We start from the raw sequence: 22,992 nt of genomic DNA on the forward strand, positions 1-22,992 counted from the left end.
TATGTAAATCAGAAAAGTGATAGACAAAAATCGACAAAATTTGATATAATAAAAAAGTTAATGCTTTGCCCCTCTGCTTTAGCACTCAAAAAATGAAAGGAGAGAGACAATTGAAAAAGGTTCAAACAAAGAAAAAAAATGGATTATTCAATAGATTTTTAAACGTCGTAGAAACAGCAGGAAATAAACTACCCCATCCAGTGACTATTTTTATTCTCTTTGCACTTTTGGTTATTGTAATTTCAGAAATTTCCTACAGAGCAGGAGTAAAGGTAAGTTTTTATGATGCTAAATCCAAAAGTGAACAAACCCTATCTGCAATATCTTTGATGAATGCTGAAGGTTTAAGATATATGATTAATACTGCGGTCTCAAATTTTACTAGTTTTGCACCACTGGGTACAGTATTGGTAGCTATGCTTGGGGTAGGAGTGGCGGAAGGAACGGGACTGATTAATGCTGCATTAAAAAGATTGGTACTCAGTACACCTAAAGGATTGATTACAGCAGTGGTAGTTTTTGCTGGGGTAATGTCCAATATCGCATCTGATGCAGGTTATGTGGTACTGGTTCCCCTAGGAGCCCTTGTGTTTTTAGGCTTTAAAAGGCATCCCATAGCTGGTTTAGCTGCTGCCTTTGCAGGAGTTTCAGGAGGATTTTCAGCCAATTTATTATTAGGAACATTAGATCCTATGTTGGCTGGAATAACAAATGAAGCCTTAAATGCTGGGGGAATAGATGCTACAATTTTACCCACTGCTAATTTTTACTTTTTATTTGTATCAACTTTCCTCATCACCATTTTAGGGACTTTGGTTACTGAAAAGATTGTAGAGCCAAGATTAGGAGAATATCGAGGGATAGACCCTAATGAATCCATGGAAGTTACTAAAGAGGAAAAAAGAGGGCTGGTAGCAGCAGGTATTTCTCTCTTACTATTTATTGCTCTATTGTTATTTTTAACCCTTCCTCAAAATGCCATATTAAAGGTGGAAGGAAATCTAGATGCCTTTATTCATGATGGGTTAGTTCCCATGATTATGCTATTTTTCCTCATTCCTGGTTTAGTTTATGGCGTGGTTTCAGGAAGCATCAAAAACGACAAAGATGTGGTACAGGCAATGTCAAAATCTATGGCCACTATGGGAGGGTATTTGGTACTATCCTTCTTTGCTGCTCAGTTTATTCAATATTTCTCCTATACCAATTTAGGAACAGTATTGGCAGTAAGTGGGGCAGAGTTTCTAAAGGGGATAGGCTTTACAGGGTTCCCACTGGTTATTGCCTTCATTCTTGTAGCCGCCTTTATCAATCTATTTATAGGATCAGCCTCTGCTAAATGGGGCATTATGGCACCGGTTTTTGTTCCTATGTTATATCAATTAGGTTTTACACCAGAATTTACTCAGTTGGCCTATCGTATAGGGGATTCTACAACAAATATTATATCTCCTTTGATGTCCTACTTTGCAGTTATTGTGGTATTTGCCCAAAAATATGATGAAGATTCTGGTATAGGCACACTGATTTCTACCATGTTACCTTACTCATTAATATTTTTAGTGGGTTGGATATTCTTGCTGGCCCTTTGGTATGTACTAGGTTTCCCCATAGGACCCAATGCCTTTATCAATCTATAAAAGTTCAAAAATTATTTTAAGCACCCTAGAATACTAGGGTGCCTTGTTTTATTCCATAGAAAAATTCTGCTTTCCTATGGAATAAAACAAGAGAGCTGTGGAGGGGAATTGCCCCTACCGTATTAGGAAACCGCACTAGAATCCTGTCTTTTGTCATAAGGGTGGAAAACCTAGACTTGCTAGAGGAGGCAGCATTGCTGCTTCTTTTACTTTTTGTGTGATAAATATTATAATAAGAAGAATACTAAGAAGGAAAATTATGAACAAGGAGGAAGAATATGATAAATGAAGAAAGAATTGTACAAGAGTTTATGAAATATGTGCAAATTGATAGCCCAACAAAAAAAGAAAAGCAATTTGCAGATTTTATTACTAAGGAATTAAGATCCCTGGGACTTGAGGTTTACATAGATAATGTAGGAGAAAAGTGTGGCAGTGATAGCGGCAATGTCATTGCAAAACTGACTGGCAATAAGGATGTAGAGCCTATATTATTTAGTTGCCACATGGATACCGTTTCCCCTGGTGAGGGTATAAAGCCTGTGTGTAGAGATGGAGTTATTTATTCTGATGGTACCACCATACTAGGTGCTGATGATAAGGCAGGGATAGCGGCAATAGTAGAAGCATTAAAAACCATAAAAGAGAATAATATAGATCATGGCCCCATTGAAATCCTGTTGAGCATAAGTGAAGAAGGAGGACTTTACGGAGCAAAGTACTTAGATTATAGTCAAATTCAATCAAAAAGAGCCATTGTACTCGATAGTGGAGGATCTCCAGGAGAGATTATTGTCCAAGGCCCTGCCCAGGATCAATTTGAGGTGAAAATCATAGGAAAGCCTGCCCATGCAGGAGTGTCCCCAGAGGAGGGGATAAGTGCTATTCATGTAGCCGCCCATGCGATTAGCAAAATGAACTTGCTAAGAATAGATGAGGATACCACGGCCAATATTGGTACCATCCAAGGGGGAATAGCTACCAACGTTGTAGCTCCTGAGGTGATCCTTCAGGCAGAGGCCAGAAGTTTAAATGATGAAAAATTAGACAGACAAACTGACCATATGGTGAAGTGCTTTGAAGAGACGGCCAAAGAATTTGGTGCAAAGGCAGAAATCAAAAGAGAAAGACAGTATGGGGCTTTTAAAGTAGAAGAAAATGATGAAATTGTAACTCTTGTAAAGAAAGCCTGTGAGAATTTAAAGATCAAACCCCACACTGCAAAAACAGGGGGTGGCAGTGACACCAATGTGATTAATACCAAGGGAATAAAGGCTGTAAATCTAGGTACAGGGGAAAGAAAACCCCATACCCTAGAGGAATATATCAGTATAGAGGATTTAGTGAATATCTCTAAGTTGGTGTTGGAGATTATCAAGGAAGCTTAAAAACTGGGATAAGGGATAGGAGGGATGAGATCTCTTATCCCAAAATACATAATATAAGGCAATAAATATCAAAGATAGGAGTGAACAAATTGAAAGAAGAATTATTAAAAAAATATGCCCGCTTGCTAGTGAAAAAGGGGCTAAATCTCCAAAAGGATCAAATTCTTGTTATTGGCTCCCCAGTAGAATGTGCTGATTTTACAAGAGTAGTAGCAGAGATTGCCTATAAAGAGGGCGCCCACGATGTCGTAATCAATTGGAATGATGAAAAGTTTTCTAAGGTAAAATATTTACATGCTCCTGAAAAGGTATTTGAAGAATTTCCCCAATGGAGAAAGGATATGTTCTTGGACTATTCTAGACAGGGTGCCGCTTTTTTAAGCATTGCCGCCTCTGATCCAGAGCTAATGAAGGATGTAGATCCCCAAAGAATGGCCACAGCAAGTAAAACAGCTAGTATAGCTTTAAAAGAGCATCAGGAAAATCTCATGGCCAATAAAAACACTTGGTGTGTAGCCTCTATCCCCACTAAGTCTTGGGCAGAAAAAGTTTTCCCAGAATTAAAGGGAGAAGAAGCGATAGAAAAACTATGGGACACCATATTTAAAACTGTACGAGTGGACAAAGAAGATCCAGTAGCCGCTTGGGAAGAACATCTTGCTAGCCTAAAAAGACATATGGAGATTTTAAATAAGCACAACTTTAAGACTCTTCATTACAAAAACTCTTTAGGTACAGATTTGACCATTGAACTACCTGAAAATCATTTATGGTTAGGAGGGTCAGAATTTACGCCCAAGGGAGTAGAATTTATCGCCAACATGCCTACCGAGGAAGTATTTACATTGCCTAAAAAGACAGGCGTAAATGGAAAGGTAGTTAGTTCCAAGCCTCTAAATTATAATGGAAATTTAATCGAGAACTTTACCTTAACTTTTAAAGATGGAAAAATCGTAGAATTTGATGCCCAAGAGGGCTATGAAACCTTAAAGACCCTAATAGAAACCGACCAAGGCTCCCATTATCTTGGGGAAGTCGCCCTAGTACCCTATGATTCTCCTATTTCTAATTCTAACATCTTATTTTATAATACCCTATTTGACGAGAATGCTTCTTGTCATTTAGCCATTGGAAAAGCCTATCCCGTATGTGTAAAAAATGGGGAAAATATGACTCCAGAGGAATTGGAAAAAGCGGGGGTCAATGACTCCCTAACCCATGAAGACTTTATGGTGGGGACTAAGGACCTTGAAATTATAGGCGTGACCCAGGAGGGGAAAGAAATACAAGTCTTTAAAAATGGAAATTTTGCTTTTTAGAGGATGGAATAAAGGCTAAATGAATGATGAGCGGTAAAAGAAGAACTATGAGTGCTTATTCTTTTCCATAAGAGATTTTCTATATCCCAAGAGACTACTGATGATTTTGATCAGTAGTCTCTTGGGATTTTAATGAGAAGGTTTAAATTTCATATCAATATCATTAAATCCCATTTCTTTTAGCAGGGCTAGGAGAAGTTTTTCGGCTTGTGCATTGGCTTCCAATAAAAATCCTTTTTCCTGTAATTCCTCCTCCATTTTTTTCTTTTCTTTTTCGAGTCTTTCAAAGACCTCTTGAATTTTTATCTTATTGAATAATCCTGACTTTTCATCATAGACCACGACATCTTCTTCGTTGATGACATTATCAGTAAATTGGGCGCTGGGGAGTGTCAAGACAATCTGATTTTCCTGGGATATGCGAATATCTATATTTTTTAGATCCACCCCTGCCTTAATATATCCCTCATAAACAATCAAAAAAGATTTTGTGGTAAAGGGGAGTTCTAATCCCTTTAATTGTTTAGAATCTTCATAGGAGATAATATTTTTATACTGATATTTTAAAGTGGTTAGTTCACCTAGGGATAATATTTTCTTTTCTAGGATTTGGGAATCTACGATCTCCTGGGGAGGACTTTTAAGACTGAAAAAGATAAATAAACCTATAAGGAACAATAGAGAGAGAAGAATGATTCTCTCTTTTCTATATTTTATTTTAAACATTTTAAATCTCCTTCACACGAGAATAGCAGCAAAGCTGCTTCAGCAAAATGGGAAAGCTTGATCTTTTGCCAGCAAGACCAATTTTCTTATTTTAGAATAAAAGATCATATAATAAAGATTATTTCGTTGGATTAGAAATAATTACAAAAGCTTTTATTGATTAAGGGGGTTTTTTGTATCTTTCCAATAAAGAAAGGTGACAGAATATTTATACTATATTGACAATCAAAGACTGAAGCACTATAATAGCTACTAATATTCAAGAGCAAGATACAGTATACACAAGAAAGAATGGAGAGACAGATTATGGCAAGGAAATTAGCACAAAAGGAAGAAATAAAAAAAGGATTGGTGGATGGATTGCCTATCGTTATTGGTTATATCCCTATAGCTATGGCCTTTGGCATATTATCTAAGACGTCCGGTATAGGGTTTTTGGATAGCTTTTTATTTTCAGTCATGGTTTTTGCGGGAGCCAGTCAGTTCATGGCACTGAATTTATTAAATGCAGGAGTGGGCTTAGGAGAAATTATCTTAACCACTCTATTGGTTAATTTTAGACATTTTCTCATGAGTGCTTCTCTAGCGGGGAGAATACCAAAGTGTGGGAAAAAATGGCTCCCCTTATTGGCCTTTGGGATAACCGATGAAGCCTTTTCAGTGATTTCCTTTAAAGAGGGAGAACTTAGTCGAGAATATATACTCACTCTGCAGATGATCTCTTATCTATCATGGGTAGGGGGAACGGTATTGGGGTATCTTCTTGGAGCAGTATTGCCGGAGACCATTCAAGCTAGTATGGGAGTGGGCTTATATGCCATGTTTGTAGCTATTTTAATCCCTGAAGCGAAAAAGTCTAAAAAGATTGCTTTTTTAGCTATTCTTTCAGGTATGGTAAATACCTTGCTTTCCTATTTGGAAATCTTACCTCAAGGATGGAATATTGTTTTATCTATTCTATTGGTTTCCCTTATAGGAGTATATTTATTTGAAAGAAAGGAGGCATCCTATGAGTAATTATTTATTTCTTATTTTAGCTATGGCCTTAGTTACCTATATACCTAGATACTTGCCCCTTGCCATGATATCCAAAAGGGAGTTGCCTCCTAGATTACATGAGTTTTTAAAATATATCCCCTGTACGGCTTTGGGGGCGCTCATTATCCCAGGAGTTTTTACAGCCACCCCCAAAATACCTATGGCTTCCCTAGGAGGAATAGCCTTTGCCTTTATCTATGGTTGGTATAAGGGGGGAATAATCGTATCGGTGTTGGGTTCTATATTGGTAGCCTTTATCCTACTGTCTCTTTGATATAGAAAAAGCTCCCATCAGGGAGCTTTTATCCTCAATAATAGCACTTATTTCTTTTCAAGCATTAGTCTTTGATAAATTACAATAAATTGATCAAGAGTTCTACTCATATTGCAAACTTCTTCTGAGCTTATTTCTCCTTCACAGAGAATATTTTCTAATTTACAGCGGATTGTATCTAATTGATGTTTTAAGGTTATTGCTTTAGCGTTATTCATTCATACTAGCCTCCTAAAAAATAGTAGAGTGGACTAGCTATTATATCTCTAGAATAGTCCAGAATATCATTAGAGCGAAAAGAAGACTTTATTTATTGTGCTTAGGCTTTAAAACAATCGTCTTCAATATTTAAAAAAAGCTTAATATTTTCAATATACATATCCCCTGATCGCTCTCCATATAAAATCATACTTAGGTAAACATCAGAAGTACCTAATTTTTCTGCCAGTACTTTCTGAGACATGTTTAAGTCCGCTAGCCTATTTTTTACTCGTAATCCAAAAGGAGTAAGTTTTCTTTTTCTCATCCCCATTCATCCACCTTTGATAAATATTTATTCTCTTTTATCCGAAATTTATGGTACAATATCAACATTAATAAATGCTTAATAATTAATCTGTACCACTATATTATATCGGATATCAGAGAAAGTCAACCTATTCTTGACAAGATCTCTTTTTTCAGAGAATTCGGAGGTGAACATTTTGGATACCATAGGGAAAAGGATTCGCTATGCTAGAAAAATGAATAAATTGTCTTTAATGAATGTAAAAGAAAAAACCGGAATATCTACAGGAAATTTAAGTGAATTGGAAAATGATAAATTTGCACCATCTGCCCATTCTCTTATTGCCTTTAAAAAATTGTTTAATGTATCTATTGACTGGCTTCTTACTGGTGAACCACCTATAACAACATATATGGATGAGGTGGTTAAAGAAACCTCTCCACCATTGCTATTTAATAATGAAGAGGAATATCTTCTCCAGGCTTATAGAATATTAGATAGGGAAAAGAGACGAGATATACAAGGCTATATCAATGTAGCTACCCAACAAAAACTTTGTCCTCAAGAAAACAACAATAAATAAGATTCAGGTTTTATTTTTAGCTTAAAATGATTAAATTTTAATCATTTGATGGGAATTAAATAAAGAAAAAACATCGGGAGATCAAAGACCCACCTACTATTTTTCTTTTTATATATTATAATAGATCTATGAATAGAGTGAGATTGATTAGGAGGGATTGTACATGGATAGCAATTTGCAATTTGTTAGAAGTAAAAAAGTGGAAAGAACCCTAAAAAACCTTGAAAAAAATAATATGAAGGGGTACTACGTACAGGATGAGAAGGAGGCCTTAGAAAAAATAAGATCTCTTTTAAAGGAAGGGGATGTCGTTTCGGTAGGGGGCTCTGCTACTTTATCTGAAATAGGTGCCCTGGATATCCTAAAAAAGGGAGAGTATGAATATCTAGATAGATATGCACCAGAGTTAACCCCTAAGGAGATCAAAGACATCTATCGCAAAAGCTTTTTTGCCGATGCCTATCTCACCAGCAGTAATGCCATTACAGAACAAGGAGAACTTTATAATGTAGATGGAAGAGGCAATAGGGTAGCTGCTATGATCTACGGTCCAGATAAGGTCATTGTAGTAGCGGGGATAAATAAAATTGTAAAGAATGTAGAGGAAGCTGTTGAAAGAAATAAATCTATTTCTGGTCCCGCCAACAACAAGAGACTAAATAAAACCACCCCTTGTACCAAGACTGGCTATTGTGGAGATTGTCATAGTGCAGATCGGATTTGTAATGAATATGTATTGATTAAAAGACAATTGGAAGCCGATAGAATTCATGTCATTCTTGTCAATCAAGAACTGGGATATTGATGAAAATAAAGCAAATCCATGGGAAAAGAGATGTTGTATTATAAGGATATACAAAAATATAAGTTAATAAAGAGGGGGGAGAATGATGGAGAATAGGAAAAAAATTGCCATGATTTCTATGGATTATAGTGTAAATATCGCTTTAACAGAGCAATTAAATGAAGTTTTCCAAAAAGAAGTGGAAGTTGTTCCTATTCTTTTAGATGAAAAGGAAGTCATTCCCACCGAAGGATTAGACCTTATGGTTTGCACAAGTAGACACCTCGTACAAACCATTAAAGAAAAAATCACCAAGACAATTCCTATTATTCCTGTCAGGAGAACTATTAATCTAAAGAACATTACTGAGGTCATTAGCATCAATACAGGACAAAGGGTATTCTTAGTCAACAATCAACTTTTTACTGCCAAGGAAACCATCCATGAATTGAAAAAAGTAGGCATTGATCATATCAATTTTATCCCCTACTATCCAGGATGCGACGCAGAAATCGTAGATATAGCAGTTACTCCAGGAGGCACTCACCTAGTTCCCCCTGGAGTAAAGAGAATTATTGATATCGGAGTAAGAATTATTGATATATCTTCAATTATCGAAATATTCCTTCAATTAAATCTACCCTTGAAGGATATTCAGATATTATCCGAGAGGTATTCTAAGGAAATGGTCCAGGCAAATCGGTATAATATTGAAACTAATAAAATATTGAAGGCAACCTTTGAGGTAACCAATGATGGGATAGCGGCCTTAGATGTAAGTGGAAATCTCTTCTTTGTGAATGAAAAATTTGCCAAGCTTTTAGGGTATGAACAAACAAAAATGCTTTCAAGAAATATTGTAGAAATTATTTCAAACAAAAAGATAATCGATAGTATATTGAGTTTAGAATATATAGATCATGAGATTGTTGATATAAATAACAAGAAGTTTATGTTAAATAAGACCCTATTGTATCAGGGAAGTATCCTAAAGGGATATGTCCTAGGTCTTCAAGAGATTGTGCATATTCAAAATCTTGAAAAAGAGGTAAGACAGAAGCTATTTAAAAAAGGTTTTGTGGCAAAATATAATTTCAATGATCTAGTAGGAGTAAGTAAAAAATTAATTGAACAAATTAATATTGCTAAAAAAGTGGCTAAAAGCGACCTGACGGTACTCATTCAAGGACAGGATGGTACGGGTAAAGAAATTTTTGCCCAGGCTATTCATAAAAATTCTATGAGGAAAAATGAACCCTTTGTAGCTGTAAACTTTGCAGCTATTTCAGAGAGCTTACTGGAGAGCCAATTATTTGGCTATGAAGAAGGAGCTTTTACGGGAGCCTCTAAGGGAGGAAGAGCAGGTTTATTTGAACAGGCTGACAAGGGGACAATTTTTATTGATGAAATAGGAGATACTTCACCGCAGATACAAATACGACTTTTGCGTGTGTTACAGGAAAAAGAAATTATGAGGGTAGGAGGTTCTAAGATTATCCCCATAGATGTCAGGGTAATTGCTGCTACAAATAAAAATCTATTAGAACTTGTAGAACAGCAAAAATTCAGAAAGGATTTATATTATAGATTAAAGGTCCTGTATCTAAATGTCCCCACCCTTCAGGAAAGAAAAGAGGATATTTCCCTATTGGCAAAATACTTTTTTAAAAATTTGGGAAGCAATAAAAAGTTAACGAAAGAAGTAGAAGAAATATTTTTGAAATATTCATGGCCGGGAAATATTCGGGAATTGGAAAATCTAATTTATTTTATTGACAATATTGTGGAAAGTGAATGGGTAAGTAAGGAGGATCTCCCCGGAGATTTTATCGATGGGATTGATCAATACAGCAAGGGAGAGGGCTCTCCCCCAGGAGAAATTGATTTTAATTTATTGCCCTTAGAGGATATGAAAGACTATATAGCCGTGTTAAAGGTGTTGGATAATACCAAAGAATTGGGAATGAAATTAGGAAGGAATAAAATATCCGAGATTTTAAAAAGCATTAGAATAGATTTATCCCCTCAGCAGGTAAGGCTTAGATTAAAGGATTTAGAAAAAATAGGCTTTGTGAAAGTAAGAAGTACGAAACAAGGAAGCATGATTACTGAAAAGGGGAGACATTTTTTAACGGATTGGGACAACAAGAATTAGGTTGTTAATTGGACGATATTTGATTGGATAAACAACTAAAAAGAACCTAATAAAAATAAAACTTATTGAATAAATATAAATAAATGAAAATTCAAAAAATGCATTTCGTTTTCATCATTTCTAAAGAAAAAATAAATATAAAAGATTATAAACACCTAAACCCTTTTAAAATAAGGAGTTTGGTGTTTTTTTTATTTGGAATTTTATTTTTATTAGGCAAAAAAATAAGATTTTGGACATCTTGGCACGGGAATTGCTCATTAAAAGCCCCAATAGGGAAAATGCATATTTATCTGATCGCTAATTTTCCTTTGGCTCTTGGATAGAGGGTTTTAATTAATTTATAAGAGAGGTGTTAAAGAGTGAAGGAAGAAAATCAATTACTACAGGTAAAGAATTTTGCATTAAACTTTAAGGTTGAAAATGAATTGGTGAATGTCATTGATCATATCAGCTTTTCTATAAATAAAGGTGAGATTGTGGGGCTAGTAGGGGAATCAGGCTGTGGAAAAAGTATCACGTCCCTTTCAGTAATGGGATTATTGCCTAAAACTGCTGTGGTATCAGAGGGAGAGATTTTATTTAAGGATGAGGATTTGTTAAAAATTCCTGAAGGAACAATGGCTAAGATACGGGGTAGCGAAATTGGCATGATTTTTCAAGAACCCATGACCTCCCTTAATCCTGTTTTTACCATTGGTGACCAGATTTCTGAAATGCTGCTTTTGCATAGCAATAGGACGAAAAAAGAAGCTATGGAAGCTACTATAGAAAAATTAAAACTGGTTTCTATCCCTTCCCCAGAGAAAGTGATTAAGCAATATCCCCATGAGCTTTCTGGAGGGATGAGACAGAGGGTAATGATTGCTATGGCCATGGCCTGCAACCCAAAGCTTTTGATTGCTGATGAACCTACCACCGCCTTGGATGTGACCATTCAGGCTCAGATTCTTGATTTAATCAAAGAACTAAGGGATAAAAGCGATGCCTCTATCCTTTTGATTACCCATGATTTAGGGGTGGTGGCTGAGATGTGTGATCGCGTGATTGTGATGTACGCAGGTCGTGTTGTGGAAAAGGCAGATGTCTATAGCTTATATGACAATCCCCAACATCCCTATACTGTAGGCTTATTACAATCCCTGCCGGCTTTAAATGATATGAGGAGCCGTTTGCACACCATCAGGGGAACTGTCCCTCCTCCAAAGGACTTCCCAGAGGGTTGTCGATTTGCTCCAAGATGTGAAAAGGCCAAAGATCGGTGTTATCATGAAAATCCTAATCTGGTACAAATAGGGGAGGGACATCTTGTCAGCTGCTTTAGTGCCGAGAGTCAAGGAGGTGTTGAATGATGGAAAAGGTATTAGAAGTAAAAAATTTAAAAAAATATTTCCCCCTAAAGGGAGGTGTTCTGCAAAAAAGCAAAGTGCAAATAAGGGCTGTGGAAGATGTAAGCTTTGATTTGTATAAGGGAGAAACCCTGGGATTAGTTGGAGAAAGTGGTTCCGGAAAATCCACAACAGGAAGAACCATTCTAAGACTATTGGAGCCTACTCAAGGGGAAATCACTTATGAGGGGAAGAGCATTAGCAAGATGAAAAGAAAAGACCTTAGGAGCTTTCGAAAAAATGCCCAAATGATTTTTCAAGATCCCTATGCTTCTTTAAACCCAAGGATGACGGTGGGAGAGGCTATTGTAGAGCCTATACTTTCCCATGGTTTGATGTCGAAAAAGAATGCGGTGGAAACAACTATGGAGCTTCTTGAACGGGTTGGACTAAATCCGGATTATTATCATCGCTTTCCCCATCAGTTTAGTGGAGGCCAGAGGCAAAGAATCGGTATCGCTAGAGCATTAGCCTTAAACCCTAAAGTGATTGTTGCTGATGAACCCGTATCTGCCCTGGATGTTTCGGTGCAGGCCCAGATCATCAACCTATTTAAGGATTTACAGGAGGAATTTGGTTTCACCTATCTTTTTATTGCCCATGATTTAAGTGTGGTGAAGTATTTAAGTACTCGAATCGCGGTGATGTATCTAGGGGAAATTGTAGAAATCTGTGATAAGGAAAAGTTATTTGAAAGACCTCTACACCCTTATACCCAGGCATTGATTTCTGCTATACCAGAGCCTAATCCAAGGAAGAAGGAGAAAAGAATAATTTTGCAGGGAGATATTCCTAGCCCATCTGACCCGCCAAAGGGATGTAAATTCAGCAATCGCTGTTTTAAAAGAATGGATATATGCACCAAGGTGCATCCTGAAATGATAGAGGTAGGGGGCCATGGGATAAGATGCCACCTATATACAGAAAAGGAGGGAAACTAGTGGGAAAATATCTTCAGAAAAGAATGGTTAAAGGCCTAATTACTTTTTTTATTACCATTACCCTAACATTTCTCATTGTAAGGCTTATGCCCGCAGATCCGACCACCATGTTAATGGACGCTAGGATGACAGAAGCACAAAAAAATCAGATGTTGGCGGACTTTGGATTAGATAAATCCTTGATCTTTCAATATTTCTCCTATATTAAAAATCTATTACAGGGGGATTTAGGTTTATCCTTTATGCAGAAAAGGCCAGTCATGGAGATGATCTTAGAGAGGCTGCCCTGGACATTATTGTTAATGACTGTTACTCAGGTGATTACCTTATTTTTAGGCATTCCTCTAGGTATATATTCAGGGTATAAAAGAGGAAGTGCTCTAGATCATTGTATTAATGGGGTTTCCATTTTTGGAATATCTATTTTTGTTCCCTGGTTAGGATTTACCCTTCTCTATTTCTTTGGCTATAAAATGGGGGTCTTACCCATTGGAGGAGCCTATACTCCGGGAGTAGATTCAGGAATAGCCTTTGTTATTGATGTAGCCAAACATTTGATTTTGCCGGTGATCACTCTAATTTTCATCTATCTGGCCAACTATGTTTTATACACCAGGGGCAGCGTAATTGATGTTTTATCTGAGGACTATATTCGAACAGCCAGATCCAAGGGAATGAAAGAGAGCAAAGTAATTTGGAAGCATGCCACCAAAAATGCCATGATTCCTACCGTAACCTCAGCAGGTTTAATGCTTGGGGCCATGGTAGGGGGAGCCGTTTTGACTGAGACGGTTTTTGCCTACCCAGGAGTGGGAAGAATGGTTTATCAGGCAGTAAGCCAACAGGACTTTCCTGTACTCCAGGGTTCTTTTATTATATTGGCTTTAAGTGTAATCCTTATGAATATTATTACAGATTTACTTTGTGCCTATCTTGACCCAAGAATTAAATTAGATTAGAGGTGAAAAATGTGAGCAGCGAAGCAGTCATAAAAAAACCCAGTAAGCTAACAGCCAAGGAAAAGAGATGGGAAAAGGAAATAAAGATTTTTCTAAAACATAAATTAGGGATGATTGGATTAGTAGGTGTGGCCCTTATTATTCTTGTAGCTCTATTGGCCCCTCTAATTGCAGAACCGGTTAGTGGATATGGAGTTTATGAAGATAAATTACTTGCTCCCTCAGCTACCCACCTATTTGGAACGGATGATATGGGGTTAGATTTGTTTTCTCAGGTGGTGTGGGGTACACGGTCTTCTATCAAAGTAGGAGTTATTGCTGTACTGGTGGCCATGATTATCGGTGTTCCTATAGGACTTCTTTCGGGATACTATGGAGGAATTTTTGATACCTTGGGTATGGGACTGACAGAGGTATTTCTGACCATTCCCATGCTTCCCTTAATGATTATCACGGCAGCGGTTTTGGAAACCACAAGCATTAATACGGTGGCCTTTATTATCGGTGTTTTTTCCTGGCCCAGTATAGCAAGGATTACTAGAGCTTCTACCTTAAAGGTATGTGGGATGCAATATATTGAGGCCGCGAAAAGCCTTGGGATTAGTACAAGGAGCATTATATATAAACATGTTTTTGTCAATGCCAGTACACCTATTTTTGTCAATCTAACCATTGTTATGGCAACATCTATCATTACAGAATCTTCTATTAGTTTTTTAGGTTTAGGAGATCCCTTAGCCTATAGCTGGGGAAAGATACTAAATAATGCCCATTTAAGCGGGGCCTTTGGAACAGCATGGTGGTATTCCCTTTTCCCAAGTATGGCCATTATGTTTTTCGTAATTTCCTTTAACTTCCTAAGTATGGGGGTGCGGGATGCCCTTAATCCAAGAATAAGTAGAGAATAGGAGGAAGAGTATTGAGTGGATTTACCTTAGAGGAATACCAAAGAAGAATCAATGAAGTCGTAAAATTTATTCATGAAGAAGGACTAGATGGCTATCTAAGCTTTAATCCTTATAATATCTTTTATTTAGGACTTTATTACTATCCAGGCAAAAGACCGGTAGTGATTTATATCCATAAAACAGGTGAAGTTTACGCCTTCACTCCAAAAATGGAATATCATGGGGCGAAAAAGTTAAAACAATTTACCCAGGTATTTGCCTATGACGATGATTTTCATGCTAAAGCCGATTTATATGATTTTATCAATAAAAATATTCAGACAAAGCTTTCAAATAAAAAAAGAATTGCAGTGGATGAGGTAGATATTCACGGGTATCAGAGGTTGGAGGAAATATTTGATTATGTGGTTATTAGAGATCAAATGATGACCATAAGGCAGATAAAGTCCCAAGAAGAGGTTGACATGTTAAGAAAATCTGCCCTTTATTCTGATTATATTGTGCAAGTAGGAAAAGAAATGTTAAAACCTGGAGTAACCGAGTTGGGCCTCCTTAACCGTATGATTACCAAAACGGTAGATAAGATGATTGAAGAGTTGGGAGAGGTCATCTATGTCCCCGGTGGCCCTGCTGGGGCTCTAGTCCCTAGTGGAATCAGAACCGCAATGCCCCATGCTCTACCCAGTGGAAAGATGGTGGAGGGGGGAGATACTATGATTTTATCCTGCGGCACCAATGTATGGGGATATCGAACAGAATGTGAGAGAACCTTTTTTGCGGGAGAGCCAGATAATAAAAAAATAAAGGCCTTCCAGGTAATGAAAGAAGCTCAAGAATTAGGCATTCAATTGATGAAGCCCGGTGCAATTTGTGAAGAAGTAGAAAGAAAAGTCATTAAGTTCATTACCGATGGGGGCTATGGAGAGTATATTAGGCATAGAACAGGTCATGGAAAGGGCTTAGAAGAACATGAACCCCCCTATGTGGCAGCGGGAGATGGTACCATAATGAGGCCCGGGATGGTGTTTTCCAGTGAGCCAGGGATTTATATGGAAGGATTTTCAGGATTTAGACATTCAGATACCATTGTGATTACAGAGGATGGATGTGAAGTTCTAACCCAATATCCAAAGGATTTAGATAGCATGATCATTAGGTTATAGAAGGGAGTAAAAAGAATGGGAAAATATGATGTACTGATTAAAAAGGGATTTATTGTAGATGGTACAGGCAAACCCGGATTTATTGGGGATATTGGGATAAAGGAAGATAAAATTGTAAAGATATCCCCGGAAATTCAGGGAGAGGCAGAAAAGGTTATTAATGCCCAGGGGGAAATGGTATCCCCAGGATTTATTGATCCCCATGTACACTTTGAAACCACTGCACTACATGATGGTAGTTTTGAAGTTTTTCTAAAACAAGGGGTTACGACAACCATTAATGGAAATTGTGGGCATTCAGTGACACCCTTGGATTCTGCAAATGTTTATGAGTATTACTATTTAAATGGTTTGATTACAGAAGAGGCTAAGGAAAAATATAAAAAAGAACAGCCTAGTTGGAATACTTTTGAGGGGTATTGCAACATTATCAGGGAAAAAGGAATCAATATTAATCTAGGGCTTTTACTAGGCCATGGCACCATTCGATGGACGGCTATGGGCGGATCAAAGGATAGGCCTCCAACACCTGAGGAGGAACAGGATATTTTAAGATATATTGAGGAAGGTATGGAGCAAGGGGCTTTGGGTATTTCCACCGGTCTATCCTATATCCCTAGCCGATACGCCAATACAGAAGAGATTATTAAATGCGCTAAGGTAGTGGCAAAGCATGAGGGGGTATATGCCACCCATGCAAGATATTATGAGGGCTATTTAGAATCCACTTTAGAGGCCATTGAGATTGGGGAAAAATCAGGGGCTAGGGTACAGGTATCCCATCTGACGGCTACTTCTCCTGAATCCTTTGATGCAGTATTGGAAGCCAGCAAGAAAGGTCTGGAAATTGTTATTGATACCATTCCCAGAAGTACTGGTCATTGTACACGTAAGGATAGATTAATTCAGTTTATTATGGCGGTTTCCTCTGAGCTTTTTGATCAAGGAGTAGAGGGAGTAAAAGCGGCTTTAAGAACACCAGAAGGTCGAAAACTGGTATTGGAAGATGCCTATATTTTCGGGAACGATATGAATCAGGTTTTTGTTATCAATACTGGCAATGCGGAGATTGAATATAAATCTATCCAAGAGATTGCCAATGAGCAGGGGATTGAAGATCCCCAACAGGTATTGTTAGATTTATTGGCGGATGACAATGATCAGTATACCTTCTGGCTAGGTGGACCCAGCAGAAAGGATTTCCCCATTGGACCCCATCCTAAGAACATTCAAGATAACCCTCTTGTTATGGTAGGAACAGATATTATATTTGGGGAGCCTTGGGATGTAGGTTCTTGGTATGAGTTGCAAAGACGAGGTGGTTTTCCAATATTCATGAATATGTATCGAGAAGGAGGTGTGGCTGTAGAAGAAATTGTAAGGAGAAATACTTCCCTGGCAGCCCAGCAGTTTAGAATCAAAGATCGAGGTATACTCCAGGAAGGGATGAAAGCAGATATAGCAATTATTCATTTAGATAAATATCATTATCCTTCACCTACCGAGATAGATTATACCAATCCCGAAGTGAATGCAGAGGGAGTAGAATATGTTTTAGTAAATGGCAAGATAGCCTTAGAAGAAGGCAATGTATTAAAAACCTATGCCGGAGAAGTGATAGTAAACCAAAAATAAAAAAGGGGGAAATTGAAATGAAGAAAATAATGGCTTTGCTTTTAACCGTAATGTTCCTTGCGGGAATATTTGCTGGCTGTGCCAAGAAATCATCAAGCGATGCACCAGATGAGAAGGGGGATAAGTTTGGTGGGACATTAAATATAGGAACCTTTGCCGATCCAGATACATTGAATCCTTTAGTTGGAAATGATATGGCAGGTTCCTGGATCTTAAACAATATCTATCCAACGCTAATGGTGTTGGATGAAGAGGGAAATAAGGTACCTTATATTATTGAGGAACCAGAAATATCAGAGGATGGCTTAACCGTCACCATTACTCTTAAAGATGGATTAAAGTGGCAAGATGGGACAGCTCTTACTTCTGCAGACATTATCTATACCTATGAGATTTTAGAAAAGGAAAAACTTCAATGGCAATATGAGGTTCTTGAAGGGGTAACTATGGAAGCACCCGATGACAAAACGGTTGTATTTACTTTATCTACACCCTTCCCAACCTTTATTACGACGATTGGATTCTGGCAAAGAATTGTACCTGCCCATATTTGGTCAGAAGTTGAAGATGTAAAAAACTTTACCAATGACAAACCTGTTGGCCTTGGGCCTTTTAAGCTTACCGACTATGAAAGAGGTCAGTACTATGTATTAGAAAGTGTTGAGCAGTGGCCATTGTCCCCTGAGGGAAGACCTTACTTGGATAAAGTGATCTTCAAGCCTTATCCAGATGTAAACACCATGGTTTTAGCTTTAAAATCAGGAGACATTGATTTAACAGCAAAGGAAATTCCTGCTGCAGCAGCAAAGGAAATACAGGGGGATGATCAATTTACTGTAGTACAAAATATGTCCTTAGGATATGAGCATATGGCAATAAATTTACACAGTAATAAATTGTTGCAGGATAACGCTTTAAGAACAGCAATGGCAATGGCTGTAGATAGAAAAAAAGTCATAGATTTTTCATTTGATGGCGAAGGCGTAGAAATGACTGGATATGTATCTCCAGTGTATGAAAAGTTTCAAATAGGAAATGATTTACCAGACTACGATGTAGAAGGGGCAAAGAAGGTACTAGCCGATGCGGGATATAAAGATACCGATAATGACGGTGTACTCAATGCCCCCAGTGGTGAAAAATTAAGTTTTAAAGTAATGTTTGCAAGCACTGTAACTGAACATGAGAAGATGGCGAGAATATTGGTAGATCAAATGAAAGATATCGGAATAGAAATCATACCAGAACCAATGGATAAATCTCTTCAATCAGATAAACTATACAATACTCATGAATGGGAACTTAGCCTTGGCACATGGGGAATCCTAGATGATATGGAGTCATCCCTGTCTACTTTGTTCCACTCTACTGCCGCTCTAAACTTTATGGGATGGAGCAACCCAGTTGCTGATGAAGCCATGATGAATATGAAGTCTTCCATATCAGAAGAAGAGACTATGAAAGATATGGATGTATTCCAAAAAGAAATTGTAAAGGAAGTTCCAGATATTCCTGTATTTGTAAAGAAACTAAACTTTGCCTATAGAAATAATTTTGATGGATTTAGATTATTGCCCTCTAACTTAAAGGGTTTAGTGGATCCACAATCATTACAGCAGGTGCATCAGGTAAAATAATGAAGCAAATTCATACTGCTCCCCTTCTAGAAGGGGAGCAGTATGAAAATGAAAAGGAGGATTTAGATTATGGGAACCAATAAACAATATAAGGGATATAAAGCCTATGAATATTTAGAAGCAGGAGTAGATTATAGAAGTTTTGAACTTTGCGATGGAGATAAAATTTTCCCAGAGTATTTAATACCCCTAAAAGAAGAACAAGAAGAAAGGCTAGCCAGACTGGCAAGGGATACCATTTGTATTTCTATACATGAACATCCAGTCCTATTTCCTAAGAATCTTATGAGGGATGTCTTTGAGTTTAATAGAGAGGGAAGGCAATCCTGTGCCTATGAGGAACTATCAAGAAGTTACTGGGACTGCGTATTTGATAATCTAATGGATGGGACCTGTACTATTCATTCTAAGGCTGGCTGGAAATGGAGCGAAGTATTGCATGATTTAGGGATTCGTCTATGTGATTTGGCCCAACAGGATTTTATCATCAGATGTGAGAGGGTTGAAGATATCTATAGAGCCCATAAGGAAGGGAAAATCGCCCTTGTGCCTGTAATAGAAGGAGCCGCACCCATTGAAAATGAATTGGATAGAATTGATATTCTATATGGATTTGGAGTTCGAGTATTGGGGATTACCTATAGTGAATCCAATCAGTTGGGTTCTGGATTAAAGGAAGATAAAGATGGTGGACTTACTGCCTTTGGTCATAAAGCAGTAGAGAGAATGAATAAGGTAGGAATGGCTATTGACTGCTCCCATGTGGGAATAGAAACCACAAAGGATGTTATTGCCCATAGTACGAAACCAATCTTTATGAGCCATGTAGGAGCTAAGGCATTATGGGATAGCAAAAGGCTTACTCCTGACGATGTGTTAAAGGCCTGTGCAGAAAAGGGTGGAGTCATTGGTATAGAAGCTGCTCCCCATACAACCATCACCAAAGACAATACTACCCATACCATTTATTCCTATATGGAACATTTTGAGTACGTTAAGGACTTAGTGGGCATAGACCACGTTGCCTTTGGACCAGATACCTTGTATGGAGACCATGTAGGTCTGCACCATGCCTTTGCCGCTCATCTATCTACAAAGAGTACCCAAGGAAATACCAATGAATTTGAGGAAGTGGAATATGTAAAGGGCATAGAAAATCCAACAGAGGGCTCTAAAAATATTCTTCGCTATCTGGTAAAAGCCGGGTATTCCGATGAAGATATTCAGAAAGTAATGGGGGGCAATGTCCTAAGGCTTTTAAAAGAAGTTTGGGTTTAAAATGAAAGAGGTGAGAAGATGAAGATTGTATACGTAGTCCCTGGTTTGATGGAGGAGCAGGAGCAAAAAAGAAGAGAAGCACTGCTCAGAGAATGGGCATTTCCCGGTACAGAAGTGGACCTTGTGTGTGTAACAGAAGGGCCAGCATCCATAGAAAGTATGTATGAAGAGTATCTCAGTATTCCCGCTGCGGCAAAACTTACTTATGCAATGCAAGAAGAGGGATATGATGCTGCCATTTTGGGCTGTGCAGGCGACCCTGGATTGGATGCCATAAGGGAATTAACCGACAAAATGCTGGTTGTAGGTCCTGGGCAAACCAGTATGATTGTATCGGCTATGTTGGGGCATAAATTTTCAGTAATTACGCCAGAGGAAACCTTAATTCCCAGCAGCCATGAATTAGCCTTTAAAGCTGGAGTGCTAGAAAAACTGGCTTCAGTTGTAGCGGTAAATATTCCTGTACTGGAATTAATGACCAATAGAGAAGAGTCTATGCAAAAGATTATTGCTGCTGGGAAAAAGGCAGTAAAGGAAGACCGAGCAGATGCCTTGGCCCTTGGTTGCATGTCTATGGGCTTCTTAAATGTAGCTGAAGAAATAGAAAAAGCTGTTGGAGTTCCTGTAGTAAATCCCTCCAAGGCAGCCCTTAAAATAGCTGAGGCATTGGTAAGTAGCGGATTAATGCATTCAAAAACTGCCTTTGCTACACCGACAAAAATCAGTAGTGGCAGAGTAAAAAATCTAGATGACTTATATCTAAGAAAGTAATGGGTGATGTTATGGGTTTAAATAAAAGATATGATGGATACCAAGCCTATGGCTATTTAGATGAAAAGGACTTTAAGCGTTTTAAAATGGCTAAGGAACTTGAAAGAGTAGAAGAATACTTAGTTTCTCTTCAACCGGAAGAGGAGGAGAGGGTAGAAAGATTGGCTAGGGATAATATTTTTATTTCTCTCCATGATCACCCTACTCGTCTTCCAGAGAGTTTAGATGAAGTTTTTGAATATACCCGAGTGGGCAGGGATCATTGTGCCTATAAAGGACTTTCAAAGTCCTATTACGATGCTGTCTTTGATAATATGTTAGATGGTACTACCACTATTACTTCAGCCAATGGATGGAAATGGGAGGATATCCTCTATGACTTGGGAATGAGACTTTGTGATTTGGCCCATCAGGATTTTCTCATTCACTGTAAAAAAGTTGAGGATATTCATAAGGCCTATAGGGAAGGAAAAATTGCCTGGGTGGCAAGTGTGGAAGGAGCAGCACCCATAGAAAATGAGCTAGATAGAATTGATATCCTATATGGCTTTGGGGTGAGAATGATGGGCATTACTTATAGTGAATCCAATAATCTTGGCTCAGGCATTAAAGAAGACAAGGACGGTGGTCTGACGGCCTTTGGAAAGAAAGCTGTTAGAAGACTAAATAAAGTAGGAATGGCTATTGATTGCTCCCATACAGGATATAAAACCACATTGGATGTCATCCATGAGAGTGAGCACCCTATTTTCCTTACCCATGTGGGAGCCAGAGCTCTATGGGATAGTAAACGCTTGTCCCCTGATGAGGTTTTAAAGGCTTGCGCCCAAAGGGGAGGGGTAATCGGTATTGAAGCCGCACCCCACACAACCCTTACAAAAAATCATTTAAAACATTCCATAGATTCTTATATGGAACATTTTGAGTACATTGTGGATTTGGTAGGCATAGATCATGTAGCCTTTGGACCAGATGCTCTATATGGAGATCATGTAGGCATACACAATTTATATGCTAGTCAACTCTCCACAAAGAAGACCCAGGGGAGTTTAGAATTTGAAAAGGTAGAATATGTAAAAGGGCTAGAAAACCCAACCGAAGCTTCGAAAAACATTCTGAGATGGCTGGTGAAGAAAAATTATAGGGACTCTGATATCACAAAGGTATTAGGTGGAAATATCTTAAGCGTATTAGACAAAGTATGGAGATCATAGACAAAGGGGGACTTAGGTTGAATTTAGATGAGATTATTCGTGAAAGACGGAGCATTAGAACCTATTTACCTAAGAGAGTTTCTGAAGAGTTAATATATAAGATATTAGATTATGGACACTCAGCTCCCTCGGCCGGAAACATTCAGCCATGGGAATTTATCGTCATAAGAGATGAAGGAAAAAAAAGAAGGATTGTGGATACTACCTTTATTGGGAATAATGAGATAAGTGGAAAACCCCAGGAATGGATGTTTTCTGCCCCAGTATTTATTGTGGTTTGTGGAAATAGGGATAAGGTAAAAAAACGTTATGGGGAAACTTCCCTGGAATCTTTGATCTATCTTGATACTTCTGCATGTGTTGAAAATATGCTTTTAGGAGCAGTGTATTTAGGATTGGCAAGCTGTTATGTTAGCGGGTTTAAAAAAGAAGAACTTTCCGAGGTACTCCATTTACCAGAATATTATGAGCCAATAGCCATTTTGCCTATAGGATATACAGGAGAAGTCTGTTTTAAGCGTCCTAAAATTGATATTCAAAATATTATCCATTTTGAGACGTTTTCCAAGAAGAAAATTTCAGAATAATTGGATAGGGGGTATTTGCCCCCTACACCCCCTTCTGTTTCAATAACAAAGAGGATAACCTATGGTTATCCTCTTTGGACTTTTTCTCTGTTATTT

Annotated in this window: 23 protein-coding genes; 20 read left to right on the forward strand and 3 right to left on the reverse strand. The window is 37.9% G+C overall.

What is annotated here, in order from left to right; translation table 11 throughout:
• The first annotated feature begins 92 nt into the window (after positions 1-92).
• From NSA47_RS10030 to NSA47_RS10040, 3 genes are all read left to right on the forward strand, one after another.
• Positions 93-1,640 carry an AbgT family transporter gene (locus NSA47_RS10030; protein ID WP_257531535.1) on the forward strand — a complete coding sequence of 516 codons (1,548 nt, stop codon included), beginning with the start codon at positions 93-95 and terminating at the stop codon, positions 1,638-1,640.
• 278 nt (positions 1,641-1,918) lie between these two features.
• On the forward strand, positions 1,919-3,028 hold the full coding sequence (locus NSA47_RS10035; protein ID WP_257531537.1) for a M20/M25/M40 family metallo-hydrolase: 1,110 nt from the start codon (positions 1,919-1,921) through the stop codon (positions 3,026-3,028).
• Between the two features lie 89 nt (positions 3,029-3,117).
• A complete protein-coding gene (locus tag NSA47_RS10040) occupies positions 3,118-4,347 on the forward strand; it encodes an aminopeptidase (RefSeq protein ID WP_257531539.1) in 1,230 nt (409 codons plus the stop codon).
• Between the two features lie 129 nt (positions 4,348-4,476).
• Here NSA47_RS10040 and NSA47_RS10045 read toward each other — a convergent pair whose 3' ends face one another.
• Positions 4,477-5,073, reverse strand: coding sequence for a DUF4230 domain-containing protein (locus NSA47_RS10045; protein WP_257531541.1), 597 nt, complete (start codon positions 5,071-5,073; stop codon positions 4,477-4,479).
• Between the two features lie 306 nt (positions 5,074-5,379).
• Here NSA47_RS10045 and NSA47_RS10050 point away from each other — a divergent pair, with 306 nt between their 5' ends.
• Together NSA47_RS10050 and NSA47_RS10055 are read left to right on the forward strand one after the other, a co-directional pair.
• Positions 5,380-6,090 (forward strand): AzlC family ABC transporter permease, encoded by a 711-nt coding sequence (locus NSA47_RS10050; protein WP_257531544.1) that lies wholly within the window; start codon positions 5,380-5,382, stop codon positions 6,088-6,090.
• Positions 6,083-6,385 (forward strand): AzlD domain-containing protein, encoded by a 303-nt coding sequence (locus NSA47_RS10055; protein WP_257531546.1) that lies wholly within the window; start codon positions 6,083-6,085, stop codon positions 6,383-6,385. The genes NSA47_RS10050 and NSA47_RS10055 overlap by 8 nt, the downstream gene beginning before the upstream one ends.
• A gap of 47 nt (positions 6,386-6,432) precedes the next feature.
• Here the strand turns inward: NSA47_RS10055 and NSA47_RS10060 are convergent, their stop codons facing one another.
• Together NSA47_RS10060 and NSA47_RS10065 are read right to left on the reverse strand one after the other, a co-directional pair.
• On the reverse strand, positions 6,433-6,603 hold the full coding sequence (locus NSA47_RS10060) for a Spo0E family sporulation regulatory protein-aspartic acid phosphatase (protein WP_257531549.1): 171 nt from the start codon (positions 6,601-6,603) through the stop codon (positions 6,433-6,435).
• Between the two features lie 101 nt (positions 6,604-6,704).
• On the reverse strand, positions 6,705-6,911 hold the full coding sequence (locus NSA47_RS10065; protein WP_257531551.1) for a helix-turn-helix domain-containing protein: 207 nt from the start codon (positions 6,909-6,911) through the stop codon (positions 6,705-6,707).
• 178 nt (positions 6,912-7,089) lie between these two features.
• On the opposite strand from NSA47_RS10065, the gene NSA47_RS10070 reads away from it, so the two are divergent.
• From NSA47_RS10070 to NSA47_RS10140, 15 genes are all read left to right on the forward strand, one after another.
• Positions 7,090-7,476 (forward strand): helix-turn-helix domain-containing protein, encoded by a 387-nt coding sequence (locus NSA47_RS10070; RefSeq protein ID WP_257531553.1) that lies wholly within the window; start codon positions 7,090-7,092, stop codon positions 7,474-7,476.
• 163 nt (positions 7,477-7,639) lie between these two features.
• Positions 7,640-8,281 carry a lactate utilization protein gene (locus tag NSA47_RS10075; RefSeq protein ID WP_257531555.1) on the forward strand — a complete coding sequence of 214 codons (642 nt, stop codon included), beginning with the start codon at positions 7,640-7,642 and terminating at the stop codon, positions 8,279-8,281.
• An 85-nt stretch (positions 8,282-8,366) separates the two neighbouring features.
• Entirely contained in the window at positions 8,367-10,415 is a 2,049-nt protein-coding gene (locus tag NSA47_RS10080) for a sigma-54 interaction domain-containing protein (protein WP_257531557.1), read from the forward strand.
• An 83-nt stretch (positions 10,416-10,498) separates the two neighbouring features.
• The gene (locus tag NSA47_RS10085) at positions 10,499-10,741 is read left to right on the forward strand and encodes a hypothetical protein (protein WP_257531560.1); all 243 of its coding nucleotides are present in this window, start codon (positions 10,499-10,501) and stop codon (positions 10,739-10,741) included.
• A 36-nt stretch (positions 10,742-10,777) separates the two neighbouring features.
• Positions 10,778-11,767 carry an ABC transporter ATP-binding protein gene (locus tag NSA47_RS10090; protein ID WP_257531562.1) on the forward strand — a complete coding sequence of 330 codons (990 nt, stop codon included), beginning with the start codon at positions 10,778-10,780 and terminating at the stop codon, positions 11,765-11,767.
• Positions 11,764-12,744: an ABC transporter ATP-binding protein gene (locus NSA47_RS10095; protein ID WP_257531563.1), complete on the forward strand. Its 981-nt coding sequence runs from the start codon at positions 11,764-11,766 to the stop codon at positions 12,742-12,744. The genes NSA47_RS10090 and NSA47_RS10095 overlap by 4 nt, the downstream gene beginning before the upstream one ends.
• On the forward strand, positions 12,744-13,703 hold the full coding sequence (locus tag NSA47_RS10100) for an ABC transporter permease (RefSeq protein WP_257531565.1): 960 nt from the start codon (positions 12,744-12,746) through the stop codon (positions 13,701-13,703). The genes NSA47_RS10095 and NSA47_RS10100 overlap by 1 nt, the downstream gene beginning before the upstream one ends.
• Positions 13,704-13,714: 11 nt before the next feature.
• Entirely contained in the window at positions 13,715-14,611 is an 897-nt protein-coding gene (locus NSA47_RS15455) for an ABC transporter permease (protein WP_257531567.1), read from the forward strand.
• Positions 14,612-14,622: 11 nt separating this feature from the next.
• Positions 14,623-15,774, forward strand: coding sequence for a M24 family metallopeptidase (locus NSA47_RS10110; protein ID WP_257531569.1), 1,152 nt, complete (start codon positions 14,623-14,625; stop codon positions 15,772-15,774).
• Positions 15,775-15,789: 15 nt separating this feature from the next.
• Positions 15,790-17,409, forward strand: a complete 1,620-nt coding sequence (locus NSA47_RS10115; protein ID WP_257531571.1) for an N-acyl-D-amino-acid deacylase family protein — start codon at positions 15,790-15,792, stop codon at positions 17,407-17,409.
• Positions 17,410-17,426: 17 nt separating this feature from the next.
• Entirely contained in the window at positions 17,427-19,046 is a 1,620-nt protein-coding gene (locus tag NSA47_RS10120) for an ABC transporter substrate-binding protein (protein WP_257531573.1), read from the forward strand.
• Between the two features lie 69 nt (positions 19,047-19,115).
• Positions 19,116-20,324: a dipeptidase gene (locus NSA47_RS10125; RefSeq protein ID WP_257531576.1), complete on the forward strand. Its 1,209-nt coding sequence runs from the start codon at positions 19,116-19,118 to the stop codon at positions 20,322-20,324.
• A gap of 18 nt (positions 20,325-20,342) precedes the next feature.
• Positions 20,343-21,095, forward strand: coding sequence for an aspartate/glutamate racemase family protein (locus NSA47_RS10130; RefSeq protein WP_257531578.1), 753 nt, complete (start codon positions 20,343-20,345; stop codon positions 21,093-21,095).
• Entirely contained in the window at positions 21,095-22,309 is a 1,215-nt protein-coding gene (locus NSA47_RS10135) for a dipeptidase (protein WP_257531580.1), read from the forward strand. The genes NSA47_RS10130 and NSA47_RS10135 overlap by 1 nt, the downstream gene beginning before the upstream one ends.
• A gap of 17 nt (positions 22,310-22,326) precedes the next feature.
• On the forward strand, positions 22,327-22,896 hold the full coding sequence (locus NSA47_RS10140) for a nitroreductase family protein (protein WP_257531583.1): 570 nt from the start codon (positions 22,327-22,329) through the stop codon (positions 22,894-22,896).
• Positions 22,897-22,992: the final 96 nt, after the last annotated feature.

Origin of the sequence: Irregularibacter muris, assembly GCF_024622505.1 — a bacterium.
In the GTDB taxonomy this organism is placed as follows: domain Bacteria; phylum Bacillota; class Clostridia; order Eubacteriales; family Garciellaceae; genus Irregularibacter; species Irregularibacter muris.